This window comes from Bacillus sp. FSL M7-0307 (assembly GCF_038627835.1).
In the GTDB taxonomy this organism is placed as follows: Bacteria; Bacillota; Bacilli; order Bacillales; family Bacillaceae; genus Bacillus; species Bacillus altitudinis.
In genome coordinates this window covers 1,938,071-1,955,561 of the sequence record NZ_CP152023.1, presented here as the reverse complement: position 1 = coordinate 1,955,561, position 17,491 = coordinate 1,938,071, and the positions used below count along the sequence as shown (strand labels likewise).

The 17,491-nt window shown below is 40.5% G+C and carries 24 protein-coding genes; 16 read left to right on the top strand and 8 right to left on the bottom strand.

Going from position 1 to position 17,491, the window contains the following annotated elements:
• The first annotated feature begins 51 nt into the window (after window positions 1–51).
• From MHI41_RS09825 to MHI41_RS09805, 5 genes are all read left to right on the top strand, one after another.
• A complete protein-coding gene (locus tag MHI41_RS09825; protein WP_065460573.1) occupies window positions 52–222 on the top strand; it encodes a YozD family protein in 171 nt (56 codons plus the stop codon).
• Window positions 223–274: 52 nt separating this feature from the next.
• The gene (locus MHI41_RS09820; RefSeq protein WP_281215247.1) at window positions 275–883 is read left to right on the top strand and encodes a phosphatase PAP2 family protein; all 609 of its coding nucleotides are present in this window, start codon (window positions 275–277) and stop codon (window positions 881–883) included.
• 54 nt (window positions 884–937) lie between these two features.
• Complete coding sequence (locus MHI41_RS09815; RefSeq protein ID WP_148944120.1) at window positions 938–1,255, top strand: hypothetical protein; 318 nt, start codon at window positions 938–940, stop codon at window positions 1,253–1,255.
• Between the two features lie 110 nt (window positions 1,256–1,365).
• Complete coding sequence (gene deoD / locus MHI41_RS09810) at window positions 1,366–2,061, top strand: purine-nucleoside phosphorylase (protein ID WP_007500754.1); 696 nt, start codon at window positions 1,366–1,368, stop codon at window positions 2,059–2,061.
• A 68-nt stretch (window positions 2,062–2,129) separates the two neighbouring features.
• A complete protein-coding gene (locus MHI41_RS09805) occupies window positions 2,130–2,960 on the top strand; it encodes a M15 family metallopeptidase (protein ID WP_007500752.1) in 831 nt (276 codons plus the stop codon).
• Window positions 2,961–3,008: 48 nt separating this feature from the next.
• Here MHI41_RS09805 and MHI41_RS09800 read toward each other — a convergent pair whose 3' ends face one another.
• Window positions 3,009–3,260: a hypothetical protein gene (locus MHI41_RS09800; RefSeq protein WP_008346452.1), complete on the bottom strand. Its 252-nt coding sequence runs from the start codon at window positions 3,258–3,260 to the stop codon at window positions 3,009–3,011.
• 92 nt (window positions 3,261–3,352) lie between these two features.
• On the bottom strand, window positions 3,353–4,051 hold the full coding sequence (locus tag MHI41_RS09795) for a class I SAM-dependent methyltransferase (protein WP_281215246.1): 699 nt from the start codon (window positions 4,049–4,051) through the stop codon (window positions 3,353–3,355).
• Window positions 4,052–4,202: 151 nt separating this feature from the next.
• On the opposite strand from MHI41_RS09795, the gene MHI41_RS09790 reads away from it, so the two are divergent.
• The gene (locus tag MHI41_RS09790) at window positions 4,203–5,588 is read left to right on the top strand and encodes a S41 family peptidase (RefSeq protein WP_342494165.1); all 1,386 of its coding nucleotides are present in this window, start codon (window positions 4,203–4,205) and stop codon (window positions 5,586–5,588) included.
• 39 nt (window positions 5,589–5,627) lie between these two features.
• Here the strand turns inward: MHI41_RS09790 and MHI41_RS09785 are convergent, their stop codons facing one another.
• The 3 genes from MHI41_RS09785 to MHI41_RS09775 form a co-directional block, all read right to left on the bottom strand.
• Window positions 5,628–7,121 carry a sodium:solute symporter gene (locus MHI41_RS09785; RefSeq protein ID WP_342494164.1) on the bottom strand — a complete coding sequence of 498 codons (1,494 nt, stop codon included), beginning with the start codon at window positions 7,119–7,121 and terminating at the stop codon, window positions 5,628–5,630.
• Window positions 7,106–7,324: a DUF3311 domain-containing protein gene (locus MHI41_RS09780; RefSeq protein ID WP_008346461.1), complete on the bottom strand. Its 219-nt coding sequence runs from the start codon at window positions 7,322–7,324 to the stop codon at window positions 7,106–7,108. Before MHI41_RS09780 ends, MHI41_RS09785 begins: the two co-directional genes overlap by 16 nt.
• 237 nt (window positions 7,325–7,561) lie before the next feature.
• Window positions 7,562–8,179 (bottom strand): nitroreductase family protein, encoded by a 618-nt coding sequence (locus MHI41_RS09775; protein WP_113747251.1) that lies wholly within the window; start codon window positions 8,177–8,179, stop codon window positions 7,562–7,564.
• Window positions 8,180–8,320: 141 nt separating this feature from the next.
• Between MHI41_RS09775 and MHI41_RS09770 the strand changes: the two genes are divergently transcribed.
• Window positions 8,321–8,653, top strand: coding sequence for a winged helix-turn-helix transcriptional regulator (locus MHI41_RS09770; protein ID WP_008346466.1), 333 nt, complete (start codon window positions 8,321–8,323; stop codon window positions 8,651–8,653).
• Window positions 8,654–8,728: 75 nt separating this feature from the next.
• Window positions 8,729–8,947, top strand: a complete 219-nt coding sequence (locus MHI41_RS09765; protein ID WP_003215921.1) for a hypothetical protein — start codon at window positions 8,729–8,731, stop codon at window positions 8,945–8,947.
• Between the two features lie 40 nt (window positions 8,948–8,987).
• Here the strand turns inward: MHI41_RS09765 and MHI41_RS09760 are convergent, their stop codons facing one another.
• Window positions 8,988–9,461 carry a spore gernimation protein GerT gene (locus MHI41_RS09760; protein ID WP_046526872.1) on the bottom strand — a complete coding sequence of 158 codons (474 nt, stop codon included), beginning with the start codon at window positions 9,459–9,461 and terminating at the stop codon, window positions 8,988–8,990.
• An 86-nt stretch (window positions 9,462–9,547) separates the two neighbouring features.
• On the opposite strand from MHI41_RS09760, the gene rarD reads away from it, so the two are divergent.
• From rarD to bshB2, 4 genes are all read left to right on the top strand, one after another.
• The gene (rarD, locus tag MHI41_RS09755; protein WP_234922828.1) at window positions 9,548–10,459 is read left to right on the top strand and encodes an EamA family transporter RarD; all 912 of its coding nucleotides are present in this window, start codon (window positions 9,548–9,550) and stop codon (window positions 10,457–10,459) included.
• A gap of 78 nt (window positions 10,460–10,537) precedes the next feature.
• Window positions 10,538–10,819, top strand: coding sequence for a hypothetical protein (locus MHI41_RS09750; protein ID WP_008346472.1), 282 nt, complete (start codon window positions 10,538–10,540; stop codon window positions 10,817–10,819).
• Window positions 10,816–11,166 carry a YojF family protein gene (locus tag MHI41_RS09745; protein ID WP_008346474.1) on the top strand — a complete coding sequence of 117 codons (351 nt, stop codon included), beginning with the start codon at window positions 10,816–10,818 and terminating at the stop codon, window positions 11,164–11,166. Before MHI41_RS09750 ends, MHI41_RS09745 begins: the two co-directional genes overlap by 4 nt.
• A gap of 17 nt (window positions 11,167–11,183) precedes the next feature.
• Window positions 11,184–11,849 (top strand): bacillithiol biosynthesis deacetylase BshB2, encoded by a 666-nt coding sequence (gene bshB2, locus MHI41_RS09740; protein WP_007500738.1) that lies wholly within the window; start codon window positions 11,184–11,186, stop codon window positions 11,847–11,849.
• A gap of 21 nt (window positions 11,850–11,870) precedes the next feature.
• Here bshB2 and MHI41_RS09735 read toward each other — a convergent pair whose 3' ends face one another.
• The gene (locus MHI41_RS09735; protein WP_342494163.1) at window positions 11,871–13,238 is read right to left on the bottom strand and encodes an MATE family efflux transporter; all 1,368 of its coding nucleotides are present in this window, start codon (window positions 13,236–13,238) and stop codon (window positions 11,871–11,873) included.
• A gap of 59 nt (window positions 13,239–13,297) precedes the next feature.
• Complete coding sequence (locus MHI41_RS09730; RefSeq protein ID WP_003215647.1) at window positions 13,298–13,423, bottom strand: hypothetical protein; 126 nt, start codon at window positions 13,421–13,423, stop codon at window positions 13,298–13,300.
• 81 nt (window positions 13,424–13,504) lie between these two features.
• Between MHI41_RS09730 and cdaS the strand changes: the two genes are divergently transcribed.
• The 4 genes from cdaS (at window position 13,505) to MHI41_RS09710 (ending at window position 17,489) form a co-directional block, all read left to right on the top strand.
• Entirely contained in the window at window positions 13,505–14,131 is a 627-nt protein-coding gene (gene cdaS / locus MHI41_RS09725) for a sporulation-specific diadenylate cyclase CdaS (RefSeq protein ID WP_024718575.1), read from the top strand.
• 402 nt (window positions 14,132–14,533) lie between these two features.
• Window positions 14,534–15,865 carry a LysM peptidoglycan-binding domain-containing protein gene (locus MHI41_RS09720; protein WP_342494162.1) on the top strand — a complete coding sequence of 444 codons (1,332 nt, stop codon included), beginning with the start codon at window positions 14,534–14,536 and terminating at the stop codon, window positions 15,863–15,865.
• Between the two features lie 77 nt (window positions 15,866–15,942).
• Window positions 15,943–16,521, top strand: a complete 579-nt coding sequence (locus tag MHI41_RS09715; protein ID WP_019743268.1) for a superoxide dismutase family protein — start codon at window positions 15,943–15,945, stop codon at window positions 16,519–16,521.
• 89 nt (window positions 16,522–16,610) lie between these two features.
• Window positions 16,611–17,489 (top strand): MoxR family ATPase, encoded by an 879-nt coding sequence (locus MHI41_RS09710; protein ID WP_272511629.1) that lies wholly within the window; start codon window positions 16,611–16,613, stop codon window positions 17,487–17,489.
• The last annotated feature ends 2 nt before the right edge of the window (window positions 17,490–17,491 follow it).

The window sequence follows — 17,491 nt, the reverse complement described above, 5'->3', positions numbered from 1 at the left end:
TAATAAAAATAAGGCGACGTTCATACATCATAAAAAAGGAGGCGGAAAGCAATGAAAGAAGCAGATTTGGTGATTGATACAGAGGAAATTGCAGAATTCTTCTACATGGAGCTGGTCAAAAGAGGGTACATACCATCTGAGCTGGAAACGTTTGAGCTTGCCGATATTACATTTGAATATATGCTGAGGAAAGCAATGATAGTTGAAGAAGAGGCACGGTAGGCACTATACTTTGAAGAGATTCTGAGTAGAAAGGGAGGGGGAATTGTTTCGCGTGTATGTGATCATTTTTTTCCTTTTGTTTGGCGCCATCGCTGCGCTTATGGTATCTGGTAAGTTTCAGGAATTGGACAACCAGATCATCTTATCGTTTGAGAACATTAGACTTCCTTTTTTAAATGATGTCATGCTGACTTTGACTGACTTTGGTATCAGTGCGCTGCTTGTCCCAATCATGCTCATCTTTAGCGTGATGCTGTTTATGTATAAACGCTACCACTCTATTATGCTGCTTTTTCTACTATATATAGCAGAAAAAACGGTCAATCATGAACTGAAAGGACTGTTTGCTAGAGAGCGTCCGGCCTTTGATCATCTAGTGAATGAGACCTATTACAGCTTTCCGAGCGGACATTCTATGAATGCAGCAACGATCTATCCATTTATCGCCTATCTATTCATTGAAATGGTTCCGTGGCTGAAAAAGAGACAAAAAGCAGTCTACATGGTGACAGGATGTTGTGTGCTGATGATCGGCATCAGCAGGATGTATATCGGTGTTCATTATGTCACTGATGTAGCAGGAGGCTTTGCGATAGGACTAGCTTTATTTCTCATATGTAAAAAGATTGACGAAAAATTGTCCGTCATTCGACAAAAATAGAAGAAGGAAATTCATAGATCCCAGCCAATTTTATATAAAAGGGGAGGGATTTGAATGCAATTGACGTTGAGATTTTTTCAAAAGAAACCTTCAGCTTATCACTTAACCATCTACCAAACACCTGAATATGGTGCTGCAAGCGGACATCAGCCTGTGTACCGGACAAAGATTGGCGGCAGGACACACCTTGATGTACTGGAAAAAGCATTCTCGACATTTAATGTACAAGATACAGTCCCTAATGATTACAATGCACGGTTTATCACAACAGGGGATATCGTTGTGATTGATGATCAGAAAAAAGGGAAGTGTTACTACCAGCTCTTTCCGGCAGGATGGAAACGCAGTGAACGCCTAATGACGATGAGTTAAATATAAACGACGATGCCAGCTTTACTTTCAGCTGGTATTTTCCTTTTTGATCTCAATCGTTTATAATAAATGGGACTAAACACATGTTAAACGTAAGTGGAGGCTAAAAAATGAGTGTACATATTGGAGCAGAAAAAGGACAAATTGCAGAAACGGTATTGCTTCCAGGCGATCCGCTTCGTGCGAAATATATTGCAGATACATATTTAGAAGATGTAGTGTGCTATAACGAAGTGCGCGGCATGTATGGTTATACTGGGACATATAAAGGAAAACGCATTTCTGTACAAGGTACTGGAATGGGCGTACCGTCTATTTCGATCTATGTGAATGAGCTGATCCAAAGCTATGATGTTCAAAACTTAATCCGTGTCGGTTCTTGCGGAGCGATCAAAAAGGATGTCAATGTACGTGACGTCATCTTAGCTCAAACATCATCAACAGATTCTCAAATGAACCGTGTGGCATTTGGACCGATTGATTACGCACCATGTGCTGATTTTGGTTTACTGAAAAAAGCCTACGACACAGCAGAAGCGAAAAATGTAGCTGTGCGTGTTGGGAATGTATTTACAGCAGACCAGTTTTATAATGAAAAACCACTTGAGCTGATGGACCAATATGGAATTCTAGCGATTGAAATGGAGACAACGGCTCTTTATACGCTTGCTGCAAAATTTGGCAGAAAAGCGTTGTCGATTCTGACAGTGAGTGATCATGTGCTAACAGGAGAAGAAACAACTGCTGAAGAGCGTCAAACGACATTTGACGAAATGATCTTAATTGCACTAGATTCTGTTTTATAATAGTATAAAGGGTGTGCTACGATGTAGCGCATCTTTATTTTTTTAGTAGAGCAAAAGGAAGGTATGTCATGAAGAAAAGCTATAAAATACTCTCAATCGCATCGATTCTTGGTTTGACGGCCGCATTATCAGGCTGCCAGTTGCTGGATCAGAAAAGCGGTACCACTGAATCTAACAAAACAAACGAACAAAAGAACGCAGCAAGTTCATCATCCCAGCAAAACTCAAACGATACGGCAGATTCATCTAATCAAGAGCTGACGTTAAAGAGTGAATATTTCAATGACATCAAGGTAGTGAGCGGACTGAAGACCATTCAAAACCCTGAAAATGTGCTTGCTTTAGTGAACAAAGAATATGCACTGCCAGGAACCTATAAACCTTCTGATCTCGTTGTACCAAAAGTGGAATTCTCTTTTTCAGAGGATATTGAAAAACGATATATTCGAAAAGAAGCAGCGGAGGCACTTGCAAAGTTATTCAAAGGTGCTAAAAAGGAAAACTTTGAGCTTGCTGCAGTATCTGGCTATCGTTCCTATGATCGTCAAAAAGTCATTTTTGATAGTGAAGTGAAACTAAAAGGGAAAGAAAAAGCCCAAGAAGCCGTAGCCTTACCAGGCGAAAGTGAACATCAAACAGGTCTTGCCATGGATATTTCCTCAAAAAGTGCCGGCTTTGAAATCTCTGAAAAATTTGGTGAAACACCTGATGGTAAATGGGTAGCCAAAAACGCTTATAAATATGGCTTTATCATCCGTTATCCAAAAGGGAAAGAAGACATCACGAAATATGAATATGAGCCGTGGCACTTGCGCTATGTAGGGAAAGAAGCTGCAAAAGCGATGCATGATCATGATTTAACATTCGAAGAGTATATGAACAAAGTGAAGAAAATATAAACAAATAAAAGGCCTCCCGAAGCTGGGAGGCCTTCTTTTATACGCCGTTTAAAAAAAGAACAAACCTGCTAAAGCGAAGCCGGTAATAAAACCGAGACCGATGCCATAAGCTGCACCCCAGCCATAATAACCTCCGTAATATCCATAACCAAAGCCCCCGCGGGACCCGCCGACTGGCCGGATATAAACTTTGCGGTTTGACACCCGCTCAATACGTCCAACATGTACTCTGCCATTTCGATCAGTAATTCTAGCTACTTTCCCCATATGCTGCTGACAAAGTTTATAGTAGCGCTCCATGTTTTTCCTCCTTATGACAAACTCTTTTCACTCTTATCCTATGCGAAAGACTTCATAGAGTTTGGACAAAACATATAGGAGATTCGCTCATTTTATACTGTACATTCAAATACAAGGTGACTCAGATGTTCTCGGTGTGTTTGAATCAGGTCATAGTGTGTCTGCAATGTATCATAAAGAGAAGGTGGTATTTGATCTGATAATTCCATTTCGGTCGGCTCCTCTTGCACCATGTGCTCATCGAATGAGAGAATCCGAATCTCACGGAATCCTGCGGACGCTAACTGCTTTTGCCATTCAGAAAATGAAAAGAGGGAGTGAAACCCATAAAACTCCCGAATGGCTGCCTGGTCTTTTGAGGGAAGCGGCACTTTTAACACAGCCTCATTAGCGATCAATTGTTTTCCAGGAGCAAGTACCCGTTTCATCTCAGCAAGCGCAGCAGGTAAATGGGTGAAGCTTAAAACAGATTCACTGATCAGTAGAGAGAACGAGTCATCCGCAAATGGCAGGTGTTCGATCGATGCTTGCTGTGCACGGAAAGGTAGTTGTTCCCGCTCGAATCGCAGATTGGCTTTTTCAATCATCAAAGGGTGTGTATCAATCGCCTCTACTTCATAACCTAAATGTCCTAAATATGCGGCTGTTTGTCCTGTGCCGCATCCAACATCCAGTATACGATCTTCAGACGTCAAGTTTAGTTGCTCAATCATCGTTTTTGTTAGCTCAATTCCACCAGGATGGGCACCTGATACACCAAAATAGGCAAGCATTTCTACATAGTCACTCATGGAATCCCTTCTTTCCTTATCATGTTTCTCTCTAAAGATTATGCATTGCAGGGCTAAATGGCTTATCTTTTCAAATAGAAGTTTGATCCTTTGGTTGACGGATGAAGAATCGTCCTTGATAATAATGAAAGGAGATAAAGGTGGTGTTTTTTTGAAAAAACAATTCAAGTTCGTGATAGCCATTCTGGTGACAGCAGCGCTTTCCTCAGCGATTACATTTGTTATGACAAAACAAGGTGCTGTCAGCGTTTCAGGAGATGAGAAGTTTAGTAAACTCATGGCTGCATATACGAAGGTAAAAAACGAGTATTACGAAAAAACGGATGATCAAAAACTAGTAGACGGTGCGATTCAAGGAATGATTGCATCACTTGATGATCCATACTCTACATATATGGATCAGGAGGAAGCCGAAGGATTTAACAACACGATTTCATCTTCATTTGAAGGAATTGGTGCACAAGTAGAAGAGAAGGATGGACAAATTTTAATTGTCGCACCGATTAAAGGCTCTCCTGCTGAAAAAGCTGGTTTGAAACCTCATGATCGTATTTTAAAAGTGGATGGTAAAAGTACAAAAGGCATGTCAGTGAATAAAGCCGTTTCTCTTATCAGAGGGAAAAAAGGAACGGATGTCAAACTGCATTTGAACAGACAAGGTGTTGGAAATGTGGATGTCACGATCACAAGAGATACCATTCCGCTTGAAACGGTGTATGCAAAACTAACAAAAGATAAAATAGGCGAAATCCAAATCACTTCTTTTGCTGAAACCACGTCTAAAGAATTGGATAAAGCGATTGATGACCTCGAGAAAAAAGGGGCAAAAGGTTTTGTCATTGATCTGAGAGATAATCCAGGCGGCATTATGACAGAAGCGATTGAAATGAGCAATGACTTTATCGATAAAGGAAAAGTCATTATGCAAGTTGAGGAAAAAGGGAAGAAACAAGTGTACAAAGCGGAAAAAGAACGTAAAGTTCATCAGCCGGCAGTTGTCCTTGTAAACGGTGGTTCAGCGAGTGCTGCTGAAATTATGGCGGCGGCTCTACACCAATCCTCTAGCATTCAACTTGTTGGAGAAAAGACATTTGGTAAAGGAACTGTTCAGAATGCGCAAAGCTACAATGATGGCTCTAGTGTGAAATTAACCATTGCCAAGTGGCTGACACCAGACGGGTCTTGGATTCACAAAAAAGGAATTGAGCCACAGGTGAAAGCATCTCTGCCGAGTTATGCGAAGCTGCCATACTTAAGTCCGAAAAAGACATATCAACTGAATGATCATGGAGATGAAGTCAAAGCAGCTCAAAAAATGTTCCAAGCGCTTGGCTACAAAGCAAAAGCCAATGGAGAATATGATCAAGCATTCCAGTCGATCGTGAAAAGTTTCCAATCAGATCACAATCTAAAGGCTGATGGTATTCTGACAGGGGACACAACGACGGTACTGATGACAAACATCCAAGATAAGCTCAAGAAAAATGACACGCAAATGAAAAAAGCCATTGAAGTGTTGAAAAAAGAAATGAAATAGAAAAAGCAGTCCTCATCAGGGGACTGCTTTTTTCTTGTGTTACGCTTTTTTAGCCACAGGTTCCGTTGTTTTCCCATTCTTTTCAAACAAATCACTTGTCACAGAATTAGATGCGACATTCTTCTGGAAGAATGGATTCAATATCAAGATGACCACAACGTTTGCTAGTAAGCCGAGAAAGCCTTCATAAAGGCCGAATGTCATTTGTGTCATATTCGCTGTAAAGGTAACGATAATTCCTACGATGAGCCCTGCGATCGTTGCTTCTCTAGATTGTTTTTTCCAGAATAAGCTGATGGCAATGGCTGGGAAAATTTGAACCATTCCAGAAACACCGATCAGCTGAAGCGTGACAAGCGCAGTCGGGAACAGCATACCGAATAAAAGAGCAAGCCCGATCACGATAAATACCATCGAACGTGTAATGATCGTTAACCGTTTAGGTGACACATTTGGATGGATTAAATCACGGTACAAATTATTGGCAAATAAATTCGACGCCCCAATGGCCATGATCGAACATGGAATGAGAGAAGCAAGTGCAATCGTTGAATACGCAAGCCCCTGCATCACGCCGCCATATGACGTCTGAATTAAATGAAGAAGAGCAAATCTTGGATTTGTATCTTCCGGTAAGACTAAAAAGGCAATGAAGCCAAGGAAGATGACCAAAATCAATACAATGTTGTAAAGAGGTAAAAACATACTGTTTTTACGGATGGCATCTGCGCTTTTGGCTGTGAAAACGCCAGTTGCTGCATGAGCCCACATAAATAATGCGAGTGCAGAAACACCTGATGCGGTAATAAACCACAAAATGCCTTTAGGGCCTCCTTCAGGTATCGTCAGAAGCTGTGGGGCCTCCTTAGCTAACGTATTCATCATCGGCGTCCAGCCGTTAAAATGAATAATCGGGAGGGAAACCACCATAAAGAGCATGATTACCCAAACAAGAATATCTTTAATAATAGCTGTATATGTAGGACCTTTAATACCACTGAAAAATGTATAAAGTGCAACTAAAATAAATGAAATCATAACAACTGCATTCACATTAATATAACCCGTTCCAGCGACAGTTAACGTATCTTGAATCCCGCTGAGCTGAAGACAAATGTATGGAATGAGCATGAGTACACCGACAATGGCAATCAAACTGGATAACAGTTTACTGTCAAATCGCTCACGTGCATAATCAGCAAGTGTTGTCAGCTTGTGATTTTTTGCAACCGTCCAAAGTTTTGGTAAGAAGAAATACGCAATAAAATAAGCAAGAACTGAATAGGGGATAGCGAAAAAAGCAACACTTCCCGCTGTATAAGCTGTACTTGTGAGCCCTAAAAAGGTATAAGCAGTATATAAGTCTGCGCCAACAAGGAACCAGACGAGAAGCCCGCCAAATTTTCTCCCGCCAACAGACCATTCTTCTACTGATTGTCTTGATGATTTATCACGACCAGCGGCAAAACCGATGACCACGACGATGAAAATAATACTTGCAGTAATCAATAAAGCTGTTAAGTTTCCTTGCATTCGTCAGTTCCTCCATTTGAATGTTGCATCCTGTAAATGATAAATGTGCAAACGGGTGTGAGTACAATCCATAGTAAGAGCCAGAAGTGGAAAAAGGGCAGCCCGATGACAAATGGATGAATACGATTCACAAAGGGGAGCAGTGCAAGCTGCCCAATGAATGGAATCGCGATGAGTAGTGTCAGTATCAGTTTTTTGTTCATGTTTTCCTCCTCTAATATTTTGTAATTTCATAATAATAGCAGTTGTCAGATTAGATCACAAGACCATTTTCAGAAAAAACAATCATTTTTATGAATATCATACTAATATAACGCTTTCATTTTTAAAAAGAGGTAAATAGTGAAGAGTGAGAAAGGAAGACTTGAAAATAAGTATGGAAAAATAATATTTAGAGCAAATAAAAAAGCCCCAGCATGAAGCTGAGACTGTGCCGTTTTTTATAGGAAATCAGATACTTCTTCGATGTCAAAACGATTGCTTTTATGAGCTTCTTTTGCTGCTTTGCCGACAGAAATCAACATCACTGGTTCGTATCGACCGCTCACATTGAATTCTTTCACGTACGCTTCTTTGCTGAAACCGCCCATTGCGCATGTATCATATCCCATTGCTTTCGCCGCAATCATTAATTGCATAGCAGCTAACGAAGCGTTTGAATAAGCAGCTTCACGTGCATATTGCTCGCTTTGGTAAGCACCATTGATTTGTGTCATCAGTGTTTCTTTAATATCTTCTGTGATGAAACCTTGTTCTGCTAGCTCACTGTAGATTTTTTCACCATTTAGATTGGCTTCAAGGTCACCAAGCACTGCAATCACAGCTGATGCTTGTGAGACTTGTTTTTGGTTATAAGCAATTGGAAGAAGTTTTGCTTTTGATTCAGCACTATGGAAAACAGTGAAATGCCAATGCTGAAGGTTCCAAGCAGATGGTGCTTTTGTTGTGATATCAAGAAGCTCTTTTAACTCTTCTTTTGTCATTTCATGAGTTGTATCATACTCTTTTACTGAAGCTCTTTCTTTTAAAATGTCAATCGTTTTTTGATCGCTCGCCATATGGATATTTCCTCCCGTTTTTGCAAATAGTATGGTACAATAAATAAAAAAGTGAGAAACTTACTTATTGTAACTAGAGATATATTTTAAATTGTATACCGTTAGTTTGTCAAACGATCATGAAAAGAAAGGCTGAAAAATATGGAATTTCAATTATGTCCAAACATTCAGCAAGCTTTTTTACTTCTTGGCAAAAGGTGGAATGGTCTCATCATTCATGTATTGCTTGATGGTCCGAAGCGGTTTAAAGACCTGACGGACATTATTCCATCCATCAGTCAAAAAATGCTCGCAGAACGCTTAAAAGAACTTGAGCAAGAAGGAATCATAAAGCGCACTGTACTTCCTGAAACGCCAGTCAAAGTCATCTATTGTCTAACCGAAAAAGGAAGTGCATTACATGGTGTGTTCGGAGAAGTATCGCGCTGGGCAGGGGAGTATGCTGGATCTCATGTAAAAAAGGAGCAAGCTTAGTTTTAGGTTTGCCCAAACGTTTTGTCTCCTAATGAATATGCTGATGTTAGGCACATGACAAAGGAGGAGAAAAGCATGTACCCTCATACTCCGTATTTTCGAGGCGGTGCCCCTGGCATTCCGCCATATGAATCTAGAGTCCCTTTGTTTTTTGGTTTTGGCGCTCCTTTAGTCGGCGGACTGCTTGGCGGATTTCTAGGAAGTGCGATTTTTAATTATCCTCGTCCATATTACCCGCCACCACCACCGCCTGTTCCACCACCTTATGGCGGCGGATATCCACCATATTATTAAGAAAAAAGAGTAAGCCTGCTTCCATTTCAAAGCAGGCTTTTTATAATGGAATATCAATTTCAGAGATGCCTGGATCATCATGCTTTAAAAACATAATTTCTAAAATACCATCTTGATACGAAGCCTTCGTTCCTTTTCTTTTCACAGCAGCAGGCAGGACAACCTTCTTTTGTTTATTCTCTTCAGGAAAATGATCAATAAACAGCAGATTGGCTGTATGTTTGATTTTTACTTTTTCAGTGTTCGGACGATCGAGCTCTATTTTGACAAACACGTGATCTGTCGTCTCAAATACTTCAACATTCGGCTCTTTCTTTTTTTTATCGTCTGTCTCTCTTGCTTTCTGCTTCTGAGACAGCGGATCCTGAAAGGGGAATTGAGCAGAATAATTGGAGCCGAAAACACTTTCCATGACTTGATTGACATATTGCTCAACGTCTTTAGGGTCTGAATTTTTTAACGCTTCTTTTGAAAATTGCTTTTGAAAAGGGAATAATCGGTTCCAGTCAAACATGCAAATCATCCTTTCTAAATGCCCTGAATTAGTATATGCCCATAATGTGATGTGCGTGCTATAATATACGATAGGTTTAGAAAGGAATGGTTAGATTGAACGAACAACAATCAAAAGGTGTCTTATATACGGCTGCATCTTTTACATTATGGGGGTTGTTCCCATTATATTGGAAACTGATGGAGCATATTTCGTCAGGCGAAATTTTAGCGCACAGAATCGTATGGTCCTTTATTTTTATGTGCGGTATTCTTTTATATTTAAAGCAAGTCCGTCCAGCGATGCAGACTGTGAAAGGTCTGATGATAGATGGAAAAGCACTTTTTTCATTACTTTTATCGGCTATTTTAATTTCGGTCAACTGGTATGTGTATATTTGGGCGGTAAATCACGATCTTATGCTGGAAGCGAGTTTAGGGTATTATATTAATCCGCTTGTATCAGTTTTACTAGGCATCATTTTCTTAAAAGAACGACTGAATAAAATGCAAACCACCGCCATTCTCATTGCCGCAGCTGGGGTCATCATCTCAACTGTTCAGTACGGCTCATTTCCTGTCGTGGCTTTCGTATTGGCTTTTAGTTTTGGGTTCTATGGACTGATTAAAAAAAGGATGAGTTTTACGAGTGCCATTGGATTAACCATTGAAACACTGCTTCTTGCACCAGCTGCGCTTGTTTACTTATTCTTCTTCTTAAAAGAACCTGTTGTCACGATGAATCCGAGCAGCTTCGGCTCTCTTGGGCTATTATTTTTTGCAGGTGTCTTTACAGCTGTACCGCTTCTTTTATTTGCTGAAGGGGCCAAAAGAATTCCTTTATACCAAGTTGGTATTTTGCAGTATATTGCACCGACCATTACACTCTTTTTGGGGCTGTTTGTGTATCACGAACACTTATCTGCAGCAAAAATCGTGACATTCCTCTGTATTTGGGTGGCGATTTTACTATTTACAACCTCTCAACTGCGAATGAAAAAAACAGCGAATTCTCATTAAAGAGACGAAGCAGTTTGCTTTTTTTTGCAGGCGGATCATGTCATAATAAGTTGTTACCAAAACTGTAGAGGTGATCACATGTCATCAGTCGATGAGCTTGCACACGCTTATCAATCTTTATGGAAAAATCGGCAGCTTGATGTAGTGGATATGACTTCATTACACGAGGCGATACGAGATGATTTGCTTGATGCACGCACCCATCCTCGCGCAAGAAAGTCATTACATCAAAAGTATGTACTCGCTGTGGAAAGAATTTTAGAAAGCACGATTGAACAGGGTCATCAACTACAGCTGATCAGCTTACATACGAAAAAGCTGCGAGAACTAATTCAAAATGAAGGAAGGAACCACTCATGAAACCAATTCAAACGGAAGATGTCACAGCACATCTTGAATCGTTTTTAAATCGGCCAGTCTTCGTTCATCTTGAAACGACAACTGGTTCTTATTCAGCGCATGTGAATGAGCAAAATATGACGGTCGTGGCGTATATCCGCAACGCAAAAGTCGTCTATTCACAGGCAAAAATAAAAGGACAAGGTCCATACCGTGTCGGGATGAAAACAGAAGATGGCTGGATTTACGCAGAAGGTTTAACCGATTACGTGTTTGATGAACAAGGTCGCCTGCTGTTAGCAGGACACCTGCCAGACGGAAAACTAGCGATCTCATTACAAATTAGTGAAACACCATTTCAGGTGTAGGAGAGAGGGGAACAGTGATGAACGAACATGTACTTGTGATGCTGCCTCACCCCGACGATGAATCCTTCGGGGTCGCAGGGCTCATCGCGCAAAGCAGAAAACGTGGAATTCCAGTGACTTATGCATGCGGGACACTTGGAGAAATGGGAAGAAATATGGGAAGTCCAACATATGCTAACCGTGAGACACTTCCTGAATTAAGAAAACAGGAATTAATCAATGCATGTAAAGAAATGGATGTCACAGACTTGCGTATGCTTGGTCTTCGGGATAAAACGTTGGAATTTGAAGATGATGAGTATTTAGCGGATGTGATGGAACGCATAATTGATGAAGTGAAACCAACTCTTATTGTCACGTTTTATCCAGGTCATGGCGTACACCCTGATCATGACGCGACAGGTGAAGCGGTCATTCGTGCTCTATATCGCAAGAAAAAAGAAGACCGTCCCGTCACATACTGCATGGCCATTACAAAAAATCGAGAAGAAGTGCTAGGAAATGCCGATATTGTGATTGATATTACGGATGTAGCAGATATCAAATTAAATGCACTAAGAGCGCATAGAACACAAACAGAAGGCATGCTAAGAGAGCTTGAACAAAAGCTGAAAAACAAAGAACCAGTCGTTCAAAAATGGTTTGATGAAGAAATTTTCTGGACGTATCAATGGAATGACTAAATGAAAGGCAGCTGACTTCAGTCAGCTGCCTTTTCCTGTTGTATCAGAATGCATACGTCTTTCAATCAACCTGAGACGAACAAATAGGACGATTGCACCTGCGGCAAGCCCAGTAATCAGTCCGATCCAATAACCGAACGCTCCAAATGAGGTATACGTGCCAATCAGGTAGCCAGCTGGAAGGCCGATGACCCAGTAAGAGACAAACGCAGCAATCAGTGTATAATTCACATCTTTATAGCCGCGCAGAGCCCCTTGAATGGGTGCAGCGATCGCATCAGACAGCTGGAAAAAGATCGCATACATCAAAAAGTGCTGTGTCATTTGTAAAACAGCTGATTCAGTTGTATATAAACCAGCGATCTCAGGTCTAAATAACAAGATGAGTCCTGCGGTACATAATGAGAACAAAACAGCTGTTGCAATGCCAATATAGCTGTAGCTTTTTGCGTCTTTATACCGCATGGCACCGGCTTCAAAACCTACAACAATCGTTAAAGCCATTGAGATACTAAGCGGCAGGATATATAAAATAGAAGCAAAGTTCATCGCTGCTTGGTGACTGGCGATTGTCACGGTATCAAAGTGACCCATTAAGAGCGTGACAGCTGCGAAAATACTTGTTTCAAAAAAGATCGCAAACCCAATAGGGATACCGATTTTCAATATTTGACCCATTCTTGCGACGTTGAAGCGAGGTAATGTCTGAAACAACCGAAAGGATGCAAACGGTTCGGCTTTGATGACAATACAAATACTCATGATGAAAATCGCCCAATACGTCATCGCAGATGCAAGACCTGCCCCTGCACCGCCAAGCTTTGGAAACCCAAAGTTTCCAAAAATAAAGAGATAATTTAAAACAAAATTAATAGGAAGTGCGGTTAACGTAATGAACATCGTCACACGTGTTTTTCCTAATGCATCAATGAAAGATCTCATGACTGAATAACCAAAAAGTGGGATGATTCCAATAGCAAGGAAGCTGAGAAAATGACGGGCAATGGTTTCTACGGATGGTTCAAGCCCAAGTCTGCCTAAAATAAAAGGAACACACAACGATCCGATGACAATCACCACGATACTTAAAAGAAAAGATAAATAAATGGCCTGGAAGACTGCCCGAGGAACGTCTTCTCTGCGGCCGCCGCCCATCAGCTGAGCCACTATAGGGGTAACAGCCATTAAAATACCAGCAAGACCAGTATAAACAGGTGTCCAAATGCTCGAACCGATCGCTACACCTGCCAGGTCTTCTGCACTCACTTTTCCAGACATCACCGTGTCTAAAAATGTGATAAGCGAAAGACCTGCCTGTGTAATTAAAATCGGAATCAATATGGTTAAAAATTGTGCCAATTTTGCTCGAATACTATTCGTTTCTCTCATCATAAGTTCCTCTCTGAACAGAAATAACGAGAGGAATTATATCATGCTATGTAAAAAAATCAATTCTCCGTCGGATTATTTTTCTTTGAGGGCTTCGTTTTTTTGAACATTTGGGCATAAATAAAAGAAAGACTGACAACACCTAAAATGCTGCAAGCATATTGAATCACTTTTTGAATGGTCATATTGAATTCACCTCCATACAAATAGAATGTGCACAATTTGTTATTTTATGACACAAGCGAAAGAAGGAGGGACATGGTGAGATGATCAATCGCACAAATGAAGAAGCGATGTTTAAGTTAGAAATGAAATCTCATTTGACGCAAATTATGATGGATGCAAGGAAAATCGTCGATTCGCTTGACCAGACCGAACAATGCCTTCTTTGTGAACTCGAATCATTGCATGATCAGTTTAATGAAATGCATGCAGAGGCTTCCTCGTTTTATTTACAAGCGTATATGGAAGAATTCACACCAGGTTTTGCTCAATTTTCTTTAGCCATTGAGAACTTATCAAAACAAAAGCATGGCGCACTGATTGTGATTCAAAGGAGAGATGAGGTTGAGGATTATATACAAAAAGGGACAAACCTCCATGCAAAAATTAGCGCATCATTAATAGAAAGCATTTTCTATCCTGGAAACCCACTTCATGATGGCGCTCTTTTAGTAAAAGAAAATACGCTTGTTTCCGCTGCAAACGTTCTACCGCTCACCTCAAAAAAAGTCAGCCCTTCTCTTGGCACAAGACACCGGGCAGCCATTGGACTTTCTGGCATGACCGATGCCCTTGTTCTTGTTGTATCAGAAGAAACAGGGAAAATGTCGTTTGCGAAAGAAGGAGTCCTCTATCCGTTAACTGTAAAAGACCAAGAAATCAGAAAGTAAACATGCACACGGCATTCTTCATTGCGAAGGGTGCTTTTTTTATTGAGGAGAAAAAACAGGCAATTAAGTAAAAAGTCATTTGATACAGAAAAATTTGTCATGTAGAATAGAACTATGAAACTAGCAACGTGCTTGTTTTGACAAATTTCTAAACGTCAACTTAAAAATTCCTTAAAAAATGTTGATAAATACAGCAAACAGCCGATAGAAACGATATGGCTTTGTTTTAGCATTTTGAGTTTGCTGCTCCAACCTATTTAGTATTGCCCAACGTCTTCATGTCGAGTAATATAATAGAAATAAAGATAAAATAGTGCAAGAGAAGCAGGGCCATTAAATGCTAAACTCAAAACTAGTACATAAGTCTTATGGAACGAAATCATGAAAGGCGGAGATTCATCTATGAAGAAAAAAGTAGTAACCGGCCTCACAGTTTCAGCGATCGCAGGCTCAGCTGTTATTGCTGCACCGGCAGAAGCACAGACGATCAAGGTGAAAAGCGGTGACTCACTTTGGAAGATTGCCGAACAGTACAACACAAGTATTTCGGAACTTCAATCTCTTAATCAATTAAAAACGACGATGATTTTTGCAGGACAAAGCTTAAAGATTCCTGGTGCAAAAAGTTCAAAATCCAGCTCATCAACAGGTTCAAAAGCAACGAAATCAAGTGCTTCAACAACATCTAGCTATACAGTCAAGCTTGGGGATTCATTATGGCTGATTGCGAAGAATCACAAAATGTCAGTTGCAAGTTTGAAAAGTTTGAACAGCTTAAACAGTGACCTCATTCGTCCTGGACAAAAGCTGAAAGTGTCTGGAACGACGAAAACGAGCGGCAGCCAGTCCTCAAATTCAAACTCAACATCTAATTCCAGCTCAAGTAACAAATCAACAAATTCTAATAGTTCGTCATCAGCATCTAGTACATATAAAGTAAAATTAGGCGATTCACTTTGGAAAATTGCCAATTCGTTAAACATGTCGATTGGTGAAATTAAAACATTGAACTCGCTAAAATCTGATATGATTTATCCAAATCAAGTATTGAAGGTAAAAGGAACGGTGACGTCAAAACCAAGTCAGCCGAAAGCACCTGCTCAACCTAGCACGCCTTCAAACAGCAATCAGTCTTCAAGTAGTAAAACAACATCTTATACGGTTAAATCAGGTGATTCATTATGGAAAATTGCGAATCAGTTTAAGGTGCAGGTTCAATCAATCCGCGCAGCAAACAGCTTGAAAAGTGATGTGCTTAGAATTGGACAAGTATTAAAAATCAACGGAACAGCTTCCGGTTCAACTGGATCTAATGGTTCTACGTCAAACGGTTCAACAACACCGGTCAACAATAATAAAAATGACGTTCCAATGAATGCAAAAATCACGACAATGATTCAAGAAGGTAAAAAACTCACAGGCATTCCTTACAGATGGGGCGGCAATACACCAGCTGGATTTGATTGCAGCGGCTTTGTTTACTATCTCATTAATAAGGTTTCATCAGTATCTAGATTGAGTACAGCAGGATACTGGAATATGATGACGCCTGTCAGCACACCACAAGTTGGAGATTTTGTTTATTTCACAACGTACAAAGCAGGTCCTTCTCATATGGGACTATACCTAGGTGGAGGAGATTTCCTTCATGCAAGTGACAGCGGAGTAGGAATTTCAAACTTAAGCAATCCTTATTGGAAAAAAGCGTACCTAGGTGCGAAACGTTTCTTCTAAAAAAGCCGATTTTCGGCTTTTTTTGTTTGCCTTCTCATCAGTTTGTCCATACTGATAGCAAAAGGGGGCAGTCATAAATGAAAAAGTCAGTGTGGATGATCATGATATGTTTGATCTTTACCGCATCAGCATGTCATGCACCGCCGAAAAAAGAAACGACAGAAGAAACAAGAGAAGTTGCCGCACCTAAACAAGCACCAGTCACAACGTCACTCATAAACGAAAGCGGTCAAAAAATAGGGAGCATTGAAATAAGAGAGTCCTCAGAAAATGGGCTGGATCTGCATGTGAAAGCGAAAGGACTGCCGCCAGGTCCTCACGGCTTTCATATTCATGAAACAGGAATATGTGAAACGCCAGATTTTGAAACGGCGGGGGCTCACTTTAATCCGACCCATAGAGAGCATGGCTTCGACAACCCAAAGGGGCACCATGCTGGAGATATGCCTAATTTAGAGGTAGGGGCAGATGGACAAATTGATGTTGTCGTGAATGTACCAGATGTGACGTTAAAGGGAGGCCAGAATCAATTAGTTAATCAAAACGGGCGAAGTTTTATCATCCATGCAGAAGCAGATGATTACTTAAGCAACCCTTCTGGCAACTCAGGGAAACGCATTGCTTGCGGAGCCATCACAAAAGAAATGGTAAAATAACAGAAGACGAACCTTTATGTATTGAGTGCATAAAGGTTTTTTTAGTATACTTGGTGAGGAAAATGATCGAAGAGAGGAATTAATCATATATGTTTAACCAACCATCACTCCCAGAAGAAATTCAAGCAATGATCGAAGCAAAAGGAAAAGTTCTCGAAGAAGAATTTCGTCCGCTTATCGGAACAGGCGGCTATGAATCACAAGATACGTCTATTATTCAAGATGCCATGATTGCACTTGCCCTAGGAAAAAATGTTCTGTTAAAAGGACCGACGGGCTCAGGTAAAACAAAACTAGCAGAAACTTTATCCGCATTCTTTCAACAGCCGATGCACAGTATAAACTGCTCAGTTGACCTTGATGCAGAAAGTCTTATTGGCTATAAAACCATCCATAATGATGGGCAAGTTGCTTCTATAGAATTCATTGAAGGACCCGTTACAAAAGCAATGAAAAAAGGACACCTTTTATATATTGATGAAATCAACATGGCTAAACCAGAAACACTGCCTATTTTAAACGGTGTGCTTGATTACAGAAAAATGATGACAAACCCATTTACAGGTGAAGTCGTTAGAGCAGAAGAAGGTTTTGGCGTGATTGCAGCAATCAATGAGGGATATGTGGGGACAGTGCCGCTCAATGAAGCGCTGAAAAATCGTTTTGTCGTCATTGAAGTTCCTTACATTGGCGGTGGCATTTTAAAAGAAGTACTGCACACTCAATCCGTATTAAAGGATGAGCGTTTAATCGATCAATTCGTACAGCTCTCATCAGATCTCATCGTCCAAGCACACAATGGACAGGTCAGTGAAGAAGCAGCATCCATTCGCGCACTGTTAGATACATGTGATCTTGCGCAATATATCCCGCCGCTTCGTGCAATTGAACGAGGAATTGTAGAGAAGCTAGAAGATGACCGGGAAAAAGCAGCGGTAAGAAATATCGCTCAAACATTATTCGAGTGAGG